The following is a 16,635-nucleotide window of genomic DNA, read 5'->3' as shown; positions in this document are numbered from 1 at the left end:
GCGCATTTACGTTTAATGCGTTTATTACGTTTAATGCGTTTAATAATCACGCTTTGTTTAATAATCGCGCTTTTCTGCGGAATTTACATCTTCTAGTGCTTCACCGCGGCGCTCGTAGTCGCGAAGCAAGCTCGTGCTCTCAATGTGTTGTGCTCCCGCTTTTGCCTGGGATTCGCTTGGTCCTGGAGCTGGAACGAACATCATATCGCGGTAGTAGCGCAACTCGTCAATCGACTCAATAATATCCGCGAGCGCACGGTGGCCGCCGTGTTTTGCTGGCTTATTGCGGTAAACATCTGGGTAAAGTCTGCGCGAAATCTCCTTCAACGTGCTTACGTCGATTACGCGGTAATGCAAATTTGCCATTAAATCTGGCATGTAGCGGTCGAGGAACTTTTTATCGGAGCCAACAGAATTTCCAGCAAGATGTGCTTTTCCATGCTCTGGCAAAAAGCGCTTTACGTACTCAACAACCTGCTTTTGTGCTTCTTCTAGAGGCAAACCGTTTTTATTCCACTCGTCAACAAGACCAGAAGATGTGTGCATATTGCGCACAAAATCGTTCATATGAGCCACAGCAGCATCGCTTGGCTTAATCACTAAATCAATGCCATCGTCTAGAACTTTCAAATTAAAGTCAGTTGGAACTACAGACACTTCGCATAATTCGTCGTGGAAAATATCGAGACCAGTCATCTCGCAATCAATCCAAATTAAGCGCGATTCTTCCGGCGTAAACGTAAGATCTTCCTTAGCTTCTGCCATTTTCGTTCCTTTCCTAATATTTTTTTGAACCCATCAGCCTACATCTTCCCACCGACTACTATGAACTGAGACGAGCGAAATATTGATTTAAGCATCTAATAAATCCTGCATAAGTTCATCTGTGTTATTAAATGATTTTCCCTCATGTGCTTCAGATTGACGACGAGCTTCAACACTCTCACGGCTTTCACGAGTAATCAAAAAAGGCATAGCCTGATCAACAATTGACTGTCTTAAAAATACATTAATCGCAGTCGACAAATCCATTCCCATTGAAGAAAATAATTTTTTTGCTTCCTCTTTAACTCTAGAATCTGTGCGAAAACTCACAGTTGCTTGAGACGTATTTTCAGTATATTTACTTTTGGCGCTATCGCTAACCAATATCGCAGACAATTTTATACACACTTTCTAATGATTTTTATTTTTATTAAATTGCTATTGTAATACAATATACATACAACAGCAATCATAATGTTTAAACAAACAAAAACGACGAAAAGTTAGAAAGTAGCAAATAAGACTTAGCTAACTCTTCGCCGTTTAATGCAAAATTACTTGCGATTTATACGCGACTTATACGCGCAACTTACGCAACTTGCGACTTAGTTGTGGAAACCGCTGTAATTTGGCGCTTCTGCAGTCATCACAATATCGTGAGGATGCGATTCCCTAAGGCCTGCATCCGTAATGCGAATAAAGCGACCGCGCTCCTGAAGCTCCTTAATATTGTGAGCTCCAACGTAGAACATAGACTGATGCAAGCCACCGAGCAACTGGTAAAGCACAGCGTTAAGTGGACCGCGGTATGGAACTTCTCCTTCCACGCCTTCTGGAACAACCTTATCGGAGCTAGTAACATCTGCCTGGAAGTAGCGATCCTTAGAATAAGACTTCTTACCACGAGGAGCCATTGCGCCAAGCGAGCCCATTCCGCGATAAAGCTTGTACTGCTTTCCGTGAAGCAAAACCTTCTCACCTGGAGCTTCCTCACATCCAGCCAAAGTGCCGCCGAGCATAACGGTGTTTGCGCCTGCAACCAAAGCCTTAGCAATATCTCCAGAATAGTGAATACCACCATCAGCAATGCATGGAATTCCAGCAGCCTTGCAAGCTTGAGCCGCATCATAAACAGCTGTAAGCTGAGGCACACCAACGCCTGCAACCACGCGCGTAGTGCAAATAGAGCCTGGTCCAACGCCAACCTTTACAGCGTCAACGCCAGCGTCAATCATCGCCTGCGCACCTTGGCGAGTAGCAATATTTCCGCCAATAATTTGCACGCCGTCAAAAGCCTTATCTGCCTTAATTCTGCGAATCATGTCTAGCGCCAAGCGAGCTTCGCCGTTTGCTGTATCAACAACAAGTACGTCAACTCCAGCTTCCATAAGAGCGCACGCACGCTGCCAAGCATCTCCAAGGAAACCAATTCCAGCAGCAACGCGCAAACGACCCTGATCGTCTTTAGTGGCGTCTGGGTACTGCTCAGTCTTAACAAAGTCCTTAACAGTAATCAAACCTGTAAGCTTGCCTTCATCATCAACAAGCGGCAATTTTTCAACTTTGTTTTCCGCAAGCAAGCGATGCGCGTCTTCTTTAGAAATATTAGATGGACCAGTTACAAGATTTTCGCGAGTCATAACGTCTTTGACTTTCAAGCGATCGTAATCCTCGGAAGCAATGAAACGCATATCGCGATTGGTAATAATACCAACTAAACGATTTTCGCCATCTACTACTGGCAAGCCCGAAATATGGAAGCGCCCGCACAATTTATCTAAATCGGCGAGCGTTGCATCTGGGTGAACAGTGAGTGGGTCGGTAATCATACCAGACTCACTGCGCTTAACAATATCTACTTGCGCAGCTTGATCATCAATAGAAAGATTGCGGTGAAGTACGCCAATTCCGCCATTTCTAGCCATTGCAATAGCCATATCCGACTCGGTCACTGTGTCCATTGCTGCAGAAATTGCAGGCACTTTCATAGTGATTTCGCGAGTTAGATGAGTAGTCGTATCCACTTCGGATGGAATTACATCGGTTTCGTTTGGAAGCAGAAGCACATCGTCATATGCGAGGCCGAGCTTTTCAAAAATTGGTGGAACAGGAGTATATGCAGATTGCATGTTCATATCAGTTGTAACCATAGGGTCACTATACTTTTTTGCTATGACGTTTGCAAAAGCCGCGTTTCATACACAATATTTAGTAGCCACTTTGCGTCAAATCTACTACAGCGCTATTATCTACGGCTATCTACGACTAATGCGACGGGTACTGCGATTAGCATCAATTCAAACACTACTCCACTTTTTACGAATTTCGCAGCTCTGGCAGCCGCCTGCGCAAATATGGCATCATTGTAAGAATCGTAAGCAACGCCGCCGCAATAATCATGCCAACAAGCACGTAAACTGCTTTAAAGAACAGAATCATTATTGATCCAAAAGATATGAGAGCCGCCCATCCCCACAAAATAAGCACCGCGCCTTGCACCGAGTGCCCAATGCGCAACATTCTGTGATGCAAATGCATGCGATCTGGATGCATTGGCGACTGCCCTTTTGCAAGCCTTCTGCATATTGCTAAACACATGTCTAGAACTGGCAAAAACAGCACTAAAATCGGAAGCAAAATCGGCATAAATACTGGCAAATAGATGCTTGTGTGCACTGCAGATGGATCTAAGTGGCCTGTCATTATAATAGACGCGCAAGTTATTAAATACCCGATTAGCATGGAGCCAGAATCACCCATAAAAAGCTTTGCAGGATGCCAATTGTGCAAAATAAACCCTAAGCACATTCCAACCATTGCAACGTCTATAAGAGTTGCCATTGAAGCGTAGCTTGGAGATGTGCGCGCAAGAATATAAGAGTATGTTGCGAATGCAATTCCGCCAATTGCCACAATTCCAGAAGCCAGCCCATCTAGTCCGTCTACAAAGTTGACTGCATTAATTGAAGCCACGATTAGTATTGCGGTTATTGCGATTGAAAGACTTGGAGAGGCTGTGACTAGCGATCCGAGTGGCAGCGCTACGATTTGCAATCCGCCCCACGCTACAAAAACAGCTATTAGCAATTGACCTGCAAGTTTTAGCATCCAATCTAAGTCCCAAATATCGTCGCAAACACCCAAAAGGCATATGAGTACAGCTCCAGCCAAAACCACCCACGGCTGGTGCGTTCCTGCAAAAAGCCCCGAAATAAAAGGCATGGAGCTTGCAAACGCCATTGATACCGCAAAGCCGAATAGCATTCCAACTCCACCCATACGGGGCGTAGGTATTGTGTGCACGTCGCGAGCGCGCACTTTTCCAACGGCTCCTATGCGAATAGCAAGATGACGTATAAGCGGCATTATTAGCCACGTTGCACCGCCTGCGATTGCTGCTATAAACAGGTATACCCTCATTTCTTGCGACTTTCTGCTCTTATCTGTTCTTCACTTATTACACCTTCGCGCAAAATCACAATTCCGTCCGCGTCTGCTGAATCCGCGCCGACTACTGTGCTCGCTACGTGCGAGCGCGTTGGACCGGCATTTAAATACAGCGGAATCTCGTCTCCAAAAGCCGCAAACGCTTCTTCTACGCTATCTGCGCTCTCGTTTCCACTGCGATTTGCGCTAGATGCCGCCAATGGCCCCGTAACGCGCAAAATTTTCATTAGTTCTGGGCAATCTGGAACGCGCACGCCTTGCGTTGCTTCAGCTTGCGTTGCTTGACTTTGCTCACTGCTCTCATCTGCTTTACAAAGCGTAGCAAGCCTTGTAGCTACCGAATCCTTTTTTGCGCGCGCGATTGGTGAATATCCGCCTGGCAGGAATTTTTCCGCAAGCACGTCTAGCGGGTTTGGCAAGTAAAGACCAAGTTTTTCTAAGTCACTTACACTGCTCATAAGTATTTGCAAGGCTTTTGTGCGCGGCCTGCGTTTTAGTTGGTAGATTTTCGCTACTGCCGCCTCGTTAAATGGGTCGCACGCCACTCCGTAAACCGTGTCTGTTGGCACTACGATTACGCCGCCCGCGTTAATTATTTGCGCTGCAAGTTGCAATGATTCTTCGTTAATTGTGCAAATTTTACTCATTTTTAGCCCCTTTTTTGCATACTACAAATCTTGCTCTGTTTGTTAAGTCGTTTTTGACTTTTGCACTGCTAAATCCTATGTTTTTTGCATAATCTGCAAGCGCTTTTCCTTGCGTAATATCGTGTTCCATAATCATTATTCCACCCATACGCAAATATGCAAAACTCGCTTTTACAATTTTTTGCGGTATTAACAATCCGTCTTTAGATCCCCCGTATAGCGCCATTTTTGGGTCGTAGTCGCGAGCTTCAATCTGCTCGACTGGCTTGCTTTCTGGCACGTATGGAGGATTCGTAATTACTACGTCTACTAGTCCTTTAATCGCACTTATTTCAGGCAGATTAGCGTTTGTAGCATCGCCTAATATTGCGTGATATCTGTTTGAAATATCATATTTTTCCGCGATTTTGCGATAGTTTTTTTGCAAATATTCAAAAGCTTCATGCGACTTTTCCACAGCCCACACTTGCGCGTTTGCAACTTCGCTTGCTACCGATAATCCAATCGCTCCCGACCCTGCACATAAGTCTAAAACAATAGGATTTTTTAGATTATTTGCGCGAATCCAATCTATTCCCTCTTGAACTACCACTTCTGTCTCGGGACGCGGCACAAAAACGCCTTGCCCAACTATTAGGTCTATGTAGCGAAAAGTGGCGAATCCAATAATGTGTTGCAATGGCTCGCGCGATGCACGTCTAGATATAAAATCGCTATATTTGCTAGCATAATCAGGCAAAAAATCCTTAAAATCGCCAAGTATTAGCGCTTTGTTTAAGTCTGCTAAACTTACGCCACAAGCGTGAGCCAGTAGCAAACGTGCGTCGTATTCTGCCGACTCTACACCTGCATCTTCAAGTTTTTCGGCAGATGCGCGCAAAATGTGCAAAATTTCTTGCATTTTACAAGCCACGTGGTGATTTTACTTAGAGTACTTAGCTTACTTGGCTAACTTAACTTACTTGGCTTAATTGGCTTTAGCTAAGCGATCGGCTTCATCTGCCTGAATATCGCTGTCTATAACCGCTTGCAAGTCGCCGTTAAGCACCTGGTCAAGATTGTATGCCTTGTAGTTTGTGCGATGGTCCACAATACGGTTTTCTGGGAAGTTGTATGTGCGGATTCGCTCGGAGCGATCCAACGAGCGCACCTGCGAGTGGCGCATATCCGCCGCCTCCGCCGCCTCCTGCTCGTGCTTCATAGCGAGCAAACGCGACTTTAGCACGCGCAAGGCTGCAGCACGGTTTTGAATCTGCGACTTTTCATCTTGCATGCTAACCACAATTCCAGTTGGAATATGCGTCATGCGAACCGCGGAATACGTAGTGTTAACAGACTGTCCACCAGGACCAGAGCTCATGAAAATGTCGATTTTAAGGTCTTTTGGATCGATTTCAATTTCGTCATCGTCTTCGTCTGCTTCTGGGAACACGATTACGCCAGCCGCGGAAGTTTGAATACGCCCTTGCGATTCAGTTACTGGGATTCGCTGAACGCGATGCACTCCGCCCTCGTACTTCATGCTTGCCCACACGCCGTCTTCTGGAGCAGGTGTGCCTTTTGCGCGAATCGCAAGCTGCACGTCTTTTACGCCGCCAAGCTCCGTCGCATTTTCGCTTTGGATTACTGTAGTCCATCCGCGCTTTTCCGCGTAACGCATGTACATACGCAATAAATCGCCAGCAAACAGAGCTGCTTCTTCGCCGCCCGTACCAGCTTTGATTTCCATAATCATGTCTCGCGCATCGTCTGGGTCTCTAGGAATCAGCGCTGTGCGAAGCTTTTCTTTTGCTGCTGGAATCTGCTCTTCTAAATGTTTTGCTTCTTTTGCTAAGTCTTCATCTTCGCTTGCCATCTCGCTAGCTACTTCGTAGTCTTCGCAAAGCTGTTTGTAATTTAAGTATGCGCTTACAATCGACCCGAGTTCTGCGTGCCTACGACCGAGCTTGCGAATTGCATCTGGATTAGATGCTACTTCTGGCTGCCCCATGCGATTTTCAATATCGCGGTATTCGTTTAGAGCTGTAACCGCTGCTGGGAATTGCTCATCTATTGACTCGGCCATTTTGTTCCTTTGTAGTCGCGCATAACGCGGATTTTGAATCGAAAAATTAAATATTAAATTAAGTATTAAGTATTAAATAATACACATGAACACATGCACGTCTAGCACATAAAACGCCAGCCCCGATTCCGCGAAGTTACACGAAAGCAGGGCTGGCGATTAAAAAGCTACTTAGTCTTCTTACCGTAGCGCTTCTCGAAGCGAGCCACGCGGCCGCCGGTATCGAGAATCTTCTGCTTGCCGGTATAGAATGGGTGGCACTTTGAGCACACGTCAACCGTCATATGATCGCCATTAGCGGTGGAACGAGTTACAAAAGTGTCTCCGCAGGAGCAGGTAACCTGCACTGCGTGATAGTCGGGATGAATACCCTGCTTCATAATGTCTCCTATGGAATTCGGGCGACCCGGGTCGCAAAGCCCCAATAGCTAAGCGTGAACCGGAACCTTCGCTATTCTAGTCACTACCCTCGACTCGCTTAGTTATTCTTACCATCTTCGCGCTTTCGCCTATGCTTAGCAGCGAAGCTAGCAAAACCAACAGATGCCAACAAGCTTGCGATTAACGCAGATTGCGAAGCATCAACACCCGTTTGAGGAAGCAAATCGCCCTTAACTCCCGTCTTTTGCTTATCTTGCAAAGGAACAACAGGAACAGGAGCTGGCGCAGGCTCATACGCTGGAACAACATAATCCGAAGGAACCGTTGAATAATCAGGCTCAGGCGTTGGCTCAGGCTTTGCCGAATCCACTATGTCAATATACACAACAATCTCCGCACGACGCCCATACTGGTCAACAGTTGTAAATTTAACTTCCACTTTAGGCTTGCCGTCTACAATCTTAGGCGTGCCAGAAATCTTGCAAGTAGTGCCATTGCAAGAAGGAAGAAGACCATTAGAGCCAAAACTATTAGTAGTCAACACATTAATAGGACTATTAACACCATCTACACTAACAGTCGCATTCCCACTCGAATTCTCCGTTAAGTTTGCAAGGGTAAACGTTGCAGGAATACCCGAAACCGCAGAACTTCTAAACTCAAACCTCATAGGCTTCATAAGCTCAAAGTTTGCAGTAATCGTAGTTTCGCGCGTTGGCTGTGGCTCAGGCATCGAAATCTCTGGATTTACTCCAGCATTGCGCAAAACCTGCTTCAAAGCTTCCAAACTAGACTTCTTGGAGCTGCGAATTATCTTTGCAACAAATGGCTTATCTGCTTCATCAGCAAGCTCAGCGAGCACCTCTCGCTGTTCATCACTGACATCACTCTTATTAGTTTCCTCATAATTAGCAAATGTCAAGTCTATTCCAGCTTCCTGCATCAAATTCTTCAAAGATTCTATTGAAGAATGCTTGGAATTGGAAATTTGCTTGGCAAGCCATGGTTTTACAGCTTCCTTAGCAATTTTTGCAAGCAAAGCTTTTTCATTAACTTGTTCAATGATTTTGTCAACATCAATGCCATTTTGAACAAGCTTATCCTTAATCTCTTGTAAGGAATCATGAGACTGACGAATTTCAGAAGCTAGATTATTGTTACCCTCACTTTCTGCAATCTGAGCTAATTCTTCGCGCTTAGCATTGTAGATTTGCTCAGCGTGTTGCTTTCGCGCTTCGTTCAGAAGATTTTGCAAAGCAGCAGGCGTAGAGTTATGCGAATCACTAATCAGCTTTGCTGCATATGGCATACCATACATAATCGCCATTCGATACAGAGCTTCGCGCTCTTCTTCTGTAGCCTTGCGCTTATCTACTGGAGCCGCTGGAGTCTCAGTCGTGATAGAAGTCCAATCCTTGAACACGTAGCCATTAGCTGCAAGCACATCTGGAACTGGCATGTGCAAATCCTTAGCGCCTTTACGCACCCAGTATGTGAACACAGGAGACTTCATTTCTCCTCCCTTACCAGCTACATACGTCACCTTTCTATAGTTCTTTTCTATGAACTTTGCTTCCGCAGTGCCTTTAGCTGGCAAATCGTTATCTGCAATCACATTAGGCAAAACGTACACACGCACAGGCAACTTAGTTGTAACAGTTTTTTGCTTTCCTGTAGTCTTATCAATTTCATCAGTAGGCTTAGTTACATTCACCATAATTGTTGAAATTCCAGGCTTCGAAACATCAACAGTAGAGCTATCATCTATAGATACACTCACTCTAGGGTCAGTGTTATGTACGAGCTTATTAGCGTTTGGAATACCCTCACCCACAGCAATAACTGTCTCTGGAATCTTCACATCGTCAACGCCATTTTGCTCAGCAACAAAGATGCGCGGCTTACTAATATCCCAATTGTCATGTAAGAGTATGTTCGATTTAACGCCTTTTGCATCAAACATTTGCCACTTTGTAAAACCAGAAAGTTCTGCAGCAGTATCGCTTGCAACTTTTTGAGCAAACTTAATGTTATCTTCTTTATCTTTTCCGTGACGAATATACAGCAGTTTTGGCTTATGCGAACCATCGGCCCACGTTCTACCAAATCCTGGCATAAAGATGGTTGCAACATATCCATCTGGAATCTCGTCTTGCTTGGAAGCGTCGATAACGTTTGGCGTTTTATTATACACTGCCGTAAAAGTAGTGTTTTTATCAAACTTCATACCAGCAATTTCAGCACTAGAATATAGCTTAATTTTTGGCGGATTCGACACAGTAGTAGGTGTTGGAGCCGCAGAAGCAAACAGTGTTACAACAGGAACTACTGGTGCAGCAGCATTTGTGCCATCCGTAGCATTTGGCGTATTAGCCGAATTTGCTACAGATGCAGCATTTTCACGCATCTCCCAGCCTTGGAACTCGTAATGGTATCCATTTGCATCGTAATCTTTGCCAATAACCTGCGGTGCTCGAACACCACTAGCAGATTGCTTATACGCGTAGTACAACTTGCGCGAACCTTGAGCAAATTCACCCTTGCCATTTGGTGACTCACTATCATTCTGAGCATTCTCAAATTTGACTTGAACGTAATATTTTGGATCAAGAACTTTATTACGTTCAGCATTAACACCAGTTTGCGCTTCAGGATGTTTAGTATCTTCCTTCGGCAAGCTGTCTGGGTACATCAACTGATAAAGCACCTTTAAGCGTCCTACAAGTCTATAAGTCTTGTAATCTGCTGCATCCTTATACTTAACTGTAACTTTCAAAGGAACAGTGTACAAAGCAGGCTTCTTAAGCATCTTCTGCTTTAACTTATTTTGTTCAGCTTCAGTTGGCAAATCATATTCGACTTTTATGTCTTCTATGCCATTATTCACAGCAGCATCTGCTTTGAGCTGAGACATATTAGTTATAAAATCGGTTAACTTTGGAAGCGTGTCAGGCTTATCTTGCACAGCGACCAAGTAATCAGTCTGCACTGCTGGCTCTGTCCAAGGAGTTTGATCTGCCACGAACTCTTGGAATGGTTTATCAACTTTCCAATTCGAAACATCATCTATAGGCGTTACTTCTTCTTTGCCATTAATCATGCTGCTTCGATTCCAAGTTCCCTTAGCATTGGTTAGGTTCTCTTGAAGCCTTGTCAACGCACTAGTCTGGTCGCTAGCACTGTACGGAATATGCGAAAGATCAGTACCCTTCTTTACGTAGAACACCTTAGGACCGTCTGTGCCGTCCTTCCACAATCTACCTGGAGCAGGCTTGAAGATTGCAACTACAGAATCTTCTGGAACTGTTCCATTGTCGGACGAGCTGGAGAAGTAGTCGATTCGCTTGTAAACAGCGGTGTAAGTAACATCCTTATTAAACGTGTCTTTTTTGTAGCGATCTTCAGACTTAATATCGTAATTAGTTATATTTGCAGGATCGGTTTCAGTGCCAGTAGTCCAACCCTTAAACACGTAGTGATAATGATCGTCCTCGTATTCCTTACCAAAGGCTTGCGGCACGCGAACAGAAATATCCTTCTTACCCTTATACACGTATGCAACAAGCGAAGGACTATTCGCGCTAGTCTCGCCGTCATGACCAAGAATCCTACCCTGCTGTAAATCACCAGTAAAAGTGACTTTAACATATTCGTTATTCTCTACATGGCTCTTGCCGTAGTCGCTAGTCTTAAACTTATCCCACTCGCTTGCGTACACCAAATCTGGAAGCACGCGGTACAGCACTTCAGTTTCAGCAGTGTTATTGCCAAGATGCACTTGCACTTTAATCTTGTGCAAGCCTGGAGTGTTGTCAAACTTTTCACCATCAGCAAAGCTGAACTTAGCACCATCTGGATAATCACCAGCATTCGTTATAAGCTTCTTAGCATCATCACTATTTGCAATACTAATATTCTCAGTTGGCTTAAGCACTTGCGGAGCTGCAGCAACAGGAGCTTTTAGCTTGAATTTAGCAGTGTAAATTACCTCAGGACTGTTCTGCTCTTCAGAGCGAATCGGCAAGCGACTTACGCCATCAGCATACTGAAGCTTCGTAGAGCCAGCATCATACGAACCGATTTGCGAAGTCCAGCCATCAAACTCATAGCCTTGCTTCGCTTTTACTGTTGGAAGCGGCATCTGGTATGCCTTCGTGCCCTTAATTGCGTCGTACACAAGAGCAGAGTCGTCAGCTACATCCTTGTTCTGCCAGTCAACAACGCTGCCCATAGAGCTTTGGTTATCAGCCACTTTAAACACGTAGCGCGTGTAGTAATCCGGGCGAGCTTGCTTATCGTCATTGCGTTTAAGCACGCGAACGTCTTTATATTTGAAGGTGACTTTATATTCTTTAGTCTGCTTGCCTTCGCTATCAGTAGTATAAATAATATCCTGCTGCGTATTTTCCGGCATAAAGCCTTCAATCGGCTTGTAGAACGCTACGTCATACTTTCTGTTTACAGAGCTGACTTCGCTTTCTGGAAGAAGCTCCTTACCGTTTTGATCAATATACTTTACCTTATACTTGCGCGTATTGTACGTTTGGTAAATAAACTCGCCAGTATTCTGACTCTCATCACTCGAAGCTTCAAAGCTCGTGAAATGCTTATCTGGGAAGTGCGTTTCGTCACTGTAGACTGCTTCCGCATTGTAGCGCAAATGCTCGCGCAAGCCTGAAACCGTTTGAGTAGAAACGTGATCCACCATTGCGGCTTTGGCTGTATCATCAATAGCATTCTTATAGTCAGCAAACGTTACGCCTGGCTTTAAGAATATGTGCTTAAAAGTACCGTTGTAGCGAGTATCCTTAACCCACACTGCATCAAGCTTTATATCTTCTACTACTTTGTTTCCAAAAGCGTACGGCAAAGTCGTGCCGTTCTTTTTAATCTCCCAGCCGTAAAAGTCGTAGCCCTTGCGCGTTGGGGTGCTTATTTTCTTTTCGTCAATAACATGGTAGCGAGGGAACTTCTTTTCCGTAACTACGTCAGAGCCACTTATTTCATTGCCGTTGTCGTCGGTTTTCGGCATATGGTAGTCAAACGTTACAGTGTGCTGAATATCAGTTGGAAGACCCCACGCAGCGTAAAGCTTAATGCCGTTAACTGGCACTGTAATATCTTTGTTTTCGCCATTTATAAACTGAGTGCCAGCCTGATCAACAGCCCAGCCCTTAAACACATAGTCTTCTGGCAAATCAGCAGGGCGAACGATGGAGTAAGTTTTGCCGTTAAGTGTGAAAGTGTACTTGCCGTCGAACTGCTTAGACGTATTACCGGCATCGTCTTTAGTTACAGAAGCATCGTAAGACTTATCGTTTCCGTATAGCTCTTTGTCTTCGCCCGTCAAATCTTTTTTGCCGCGCTTAGTCAAGCTATACTCGAACGGCAGGCTCTCTGTAGCAGCACTACCGTTTGTAGTTATAGCTTGCCATCCGCATTATAAAACTGCACATCGTACGACTTGCGGTTGTACCTAAATTCAAGTAGTTTGTTAGTTTCAAATTCAGTTGCATCACCGGAATAATCTTCTTGTTCATCTACTGGAACGCCCCTATACTTTCGAAATGCTAAATGATACTTTTTAGCAAAAGCATTCTTCTCATCATCACTTAAATCATCCCAATTCCCATGACCATGAGATTCGTTATACCACTCTTCCCGATTATCTTCAAACTCGAATGAATCTAACGAATCACCAACATTTTTCTTATCATAACCATCAGCAGGATTAAAACCTGCAATAGATGGAGCTGTATATTTATAGCTATCGTTGGAAGTATCATCTTTGCTATATGAATCAGTTGAAAGCTCATAATCATTGTCGTCTATATCATCGCCACCGTTTTTAGCAGACGCAATACTTTGCTTCCTAATAATCACCTGTATAGGAGTACTTTTACTGCTGGTATCAGCTGTAAGCAGACGCTGATTATCTTTTAGCTCGTATGTATTATTTGGAGCATTATCAGGGTCATTGCTAATTCTAGGTGCTATGCCAGCACCATTCTTAAGATCAACACGCAAACTAGGGTCAGCGAATTCTTTTTTAGTAAAACGATACGGAGGAGTGTCACGATAGCAACGTCTATCATCTCCTGCATATCCAAGTGTCCAACCTAAAGAGCCTGTGTTTTCTTTATTAAAATCTAATTCATTTACATCAGGCCAAATATCAGTAAGCCTTTGACCGTAACGAACATTTACGCGGTAACCTTTATGGTTAATTGCATTACTGCTGTCATCTTCGTTTTTGTCATCATACTCATCTGAGCAATTGCCGCCGCCAGCATAGCAATAAATAGTTGTTTTGCCGTTTTCTTCTTTTCTTTTTATAGCAGCATTGTTTAAGCTATCATTTTTTATACCAGCAGGCTTAGCAAAAATAAGCTCGTAAGTATTGCGGTCGTAAACTAAGTTAAGAGTGTTATTTAAGTCGTTCGCGCAAAGCTGCGATTTACTGCGTTTGCCTAAATCTGGTCGGTCAGGCACAAGATCATATTCAGCACTGTTAAGCTTTTTAGTAAGATCCTTATTCACGTGGAAGTAGCGCGTGAATATGTCCTTACCATTGTTTGTAGCAGCACCAGGATCCTCAGTATTGTACCCGTCTAAGTTTGTTACAGGCGTATCGTTCATCCAGTTGAACTTTGAAATTAAGCCAGTCTTATGGTCAGAATCTTTTCCCTGCAGCTCTTCTTTAGTTAAGCCAAGCTCTGGGGCACTTACATAATCATCCGCGCTTGTTCCATTAAGAGCATTAGCGTCCTTAATAACGCCGGCATCATCCATTTTATTAAGCGCAACTTCACTGTCTGTCTTCACGTTCTTGCGCTCAACAAGACCAACAAAGTCGTAGTTTGCAAGCGAATTCGGATGCTCTTTATCTACCAAATCCGCTTTTTGCACCCACACATTCACGCGGTAGCTGGTAGTATTGTTCGCTTCCCAATTAGCGCGGAATTGCACATTGTGATCCGGCATCTTGTAGTCATCAAGAGAAACAATAGTATTCTCATCATAAAGCGGATCACTCTCTTTGCTAGGATCTACTAAAGACCATCCTTTAAAAGTGTAACCGCGCCTAGTTGGTTTCGTAACTTGTGGCACATCTTGCTGGTAATACACTTTTTGAGCAGTAACATCCGTGCCGCCAGCAGAATCGTAAGTAACTTCATACGCTTTACGGTAGTAGCGAAGGTTCAAAACAAGCTTGTCGCTTTCATCTTCAGAATCCGAAAGCGGCGAGCTAATAAGATTATGCTCCGGTTCGTAGCCTGGGATGTACGTTGAAACAGCTGTTACATCCGAGCCAACTGTGCCAGTAATCTCTGTAACGTGAATATTCTCAGTACTGCCATCCTTATGCTTTACAGTAATTACTTTACCTATATCCAAATTCGGAGCATCGTGGAACTCATCCTTATGATCGAGATCTTGCACCAAGTGACGCACATAGTACTTAGCTGTTTTAGGAGCGTAGTTGATGTTCAACTCGCCGTAATACTGAATGCCGTCTTCTGCTGGCATCTGCGTAGAGGATGAAGATTGCGGATTTGTAGTTGTTTGAGATGATGAGGCTTGCGGAGCTTGAGCGCCGTTATTTCCCCCAACAACCTGCCTTTTCTTTACAGCGTATTCTTTAATAAGATTTTTGTCTAGACGCAAGTAGCGAACAGCGTCCGCATTAGTACCGTCGTCAATAACGAACTCGTTTTTATCGTTTTTAATGTAGTACTGGTATGTGCCTGAATGATATACAGATGGGCGGTATCCAGCAGACTTTGGAAGCTCAATATATTCGTACTTGCCATCTTTGCCAAGATTATCGAAGCCGGCTTTGTCAATCGTAAGCTCGTACGGCTGCACAAGCTGCTTATTCGCAGCACCGCCAATCGTATAGCGAATTTGCAAATTGTATGTAGCTTTTGGCTTTTTGTCAGTTTGTACCTGTTCGTTGGCTTGCTCTGTGGTTTTAGCAGTTGGATTCTGTTCATTCGGCTTAATTACCTGGCTGTTTGCATTCGAATTATTATTAGAGCCATTCGCGCCTTCACCGCTTCTATCTGTTACAGCACCATTTGCACTGCCTTCTGCAACTGGCTCTTTTGCACTAGGCTTTTCTGTACTTGGGTTCGTTGTATCCCCAGCATCAGCACTAGAACCTGCATCTGCAGGAGTTACACTACTCACCTTGTTGGAATCTTCAGCATTTTGATTAGTATCTCTACGCTTACGCACTCTTGGCGTAGTGGAATCATTCTTCGTCTTTGCGGCAGGCTGCGCACTTTCAGTGCTTGCAGACTGTTCGGCTGCAGGTTGTGCGTTTTGCGCATTTTCAGGCTGTTCGTTTTCTGTGCTTGCAGGCTGCGCTGACTTTTGATCTGGCTCAGTCTTTGCATCAGAATTCGTCTTTGTTTCCGAATCTGTCTTTGCAGCAGGCTCAGAATTTGCAGGCTCCGTCTTCGATTCAGTCGCTGGATTTACAACTTCTGTTTTTGCAGAATCCGTTTTTGCAGAATCTGTATTTGTTTGCTCCGTCTTTGCTGCAGGAGAATCATCTTTCTTTGCTTCTGCTGATTGCTCTTTCTTAGCCGCTTTACTATCTGGCTTTGCTACCTTTTGATTATTTTGCGCACTCTTAGTCGCAGACTGAACCTCAGTTGTAGTCTTGATTCGCTTGTTGCTTGATTCTTCGCTAACATCATTGCTATTGTTATTGCTTTCATCAACAGTGCCATTTATACCGCTATTATTATCGCCATTACCGACGCCATTACTAACCTCAGAACCAGCCCCAGAACGTTCGCCAGAATCCTTAACGCCCACAGAAGAATCGCCAGCAGCCGCCTGCGGATTCTTAACGCCTTCCGCACTATTGTTAGAATCTGCATTTTTAACTAAAGGTTCCTCAGCAGAACCAACTATATGACGCGCAATACGATCAAAAGTAGCACCTGTGTTAAGCAATTCATTCTTATATAAGCCGTTTCCATTGCCCTTTCCAGCACCCTTGCCAGAAGTCTTAGCAGCACTCTTTACATAAGACGAATCAAAAGAATCAGCGTTAAGAGGAGTCTTAGCTAAAGCAGTTGCACCGGGCAACAACATAGACAGCGTAGATGCTAAAGCTACAGCAGCAACGCCGATGCGACCAGAAGCATTATTCGCATTCTGCGAAGAAACATTCTTTAAGCTACTAGCGCCTTTATTTTTAGCGCTTTTATGCTTAACTTGCTTGCTGCTCGAATTAACCTTGCTAGCAACGTCTTTTGCTTTATCCACGGAAACTCCCAACTCGTAATACTTAACCTTTGCATTTTATCAGAT

The 16,635-nt window shown here is 44.3% G+C and carries 8 protein-coding genes and 1 pseudogene; all 9 read right to left on the bottom strand.

Annotation, left to right across the window (positions count from 1 at the left end; translation table 11 throughout):
* Positions 1 to 57: 57 nt before the first annotated feature.
* The 9 genes and pseudogenes from orn to HXT45_RS03140 all read right to left on the bottom strand — a co-directional run bounded on the left by orn (position 58) and on the right by HXT45_RS03140 (position 16,590).
* Positions 58 to 765: an oligoribonuclease gene (orn, locus tag HXT45_RS03180; protein WP_248901135.1), complete on the bottom strand. Its 708-nt coding sequence runs from the start codon at positions 763 to 765 to the stop codon at positions 58 to 60.
* 87 nt (positions 766 to 852) lie between these two features.
* Positions 853 to 1,161 carry a type II toxin-antitoxin system RelB/DinJ family antitoxin gene (locus HXT45_RS03175; protein WP_050567581.1) on the bottom strand — a complete coding sequence of 103 codons (309 nt, stop codon included), beginning with the start codon at positions 1,159 to 1,161 and terminating at the stop codon, positions 853 to 855.
* Positions 1,162 to 1,370: 209 nt separating this feature from the next.
* Entirely contained in the window at positions 1,371 to 2,915 is a 1,545-nt protein-coding gene (gene guaB, locus HXT45_RS03170; protein ID WP_248901133.1) for an IMP dehydrogenase, read from the bottom strand.
* Between the two features lie 166 nt (positions 2,916 to 3,081).
* Positions 3,082 to 4,185: an MraY family glycosyltransferase gene (locus tag HXT45_RS03165; protein ID WP_101889605.1), complete on the bottom strand. Its 1,104-nt coding sequence runs from the start codon at positions 4,183 to 4,185 to the stop codon at positions 3,082 to 3,084.
* Positions 4,182 to 4,859, bottom strand: coding sequence for an L-threonylcarbamoyladenylate synthase (locus tag HXT45_RS03160; RefSeq protein WP_421782251.1), 678 nt, complete (start codon positions 4,857 to 4,859; stop codon positions 4,182 to 4,184). The genes HXT45_RS03165 and HXT45_RS03160 overlap by 4 nt, the downstream gene beginning before the upstream one ends.
* The gene (prmC, locus tag HXT45_RS03155; protein WP_004130604.1) at positions 4,852 to 5,760 is read right to left on the bottom strand and encodes a peptide chain release factor N(5)-glutamine methyltransferase; all 909 of its coding nucleotides are present in this window, start codon (positions 5,758 to 5,760) and stop codon (positions 4,852 to 4,854) included. Before prmC ends, HXT45_RS03160 begins: the two co-directional genes overlap by 8 nt.
* 66 nt (positions 5,761 to 5,826) lie before the next feature.
* The gene (gene prfA, locus HXT45_RS03150) at positions 5,827 to 6,924 is read right to left on the bottom strand and encodes a peptide chain release factor 1 (protein WP_004132881.1); all 1,098 of its coding nucleotides are present in this window, start codon (positions 6,922 to 6,924) and stop codon (positions 5,827 to 5,829) included.
* 167 nt (positions 6,925 to 7,091) lie between these two features.
* Positions 7,092 to 7,304, bottom strand: a complete 213-nt coding sequence (gene rpmE, locus HXT45_RS03145) for a 50S ribosomal protein L31 (protein ID WP_004114884.1) — start codon at positions 7,302 to 7,304, stop codon at positions 7,092 to 7,094.
* A gap of 98 nt (positions 7,305 to 7,402) precedes the next feature.
* Positions 7,403 to 16,590, bottom strand: a pseudogene (locus HXT45_RS03140) (InlB B-repeat-containing protein).
* Between the last annotated feature and the right edge of the window lie 45 nt (positions 16,591 to 16,635).

Source organism: Gardnerella sp. DNF01199S, assembly GCF_049244155.1.
GTDB classification, from domain to species: domain Bacteria; phylum Actinomycetota; class Actinomycetes; order Actinomycetales; family Bifidobacteriaceae; genus Bifidobacterium; species Bifidobacterium piotii.
This window is presented reverse-complemented; position numbering and strand designations above follow the sequence as displayed.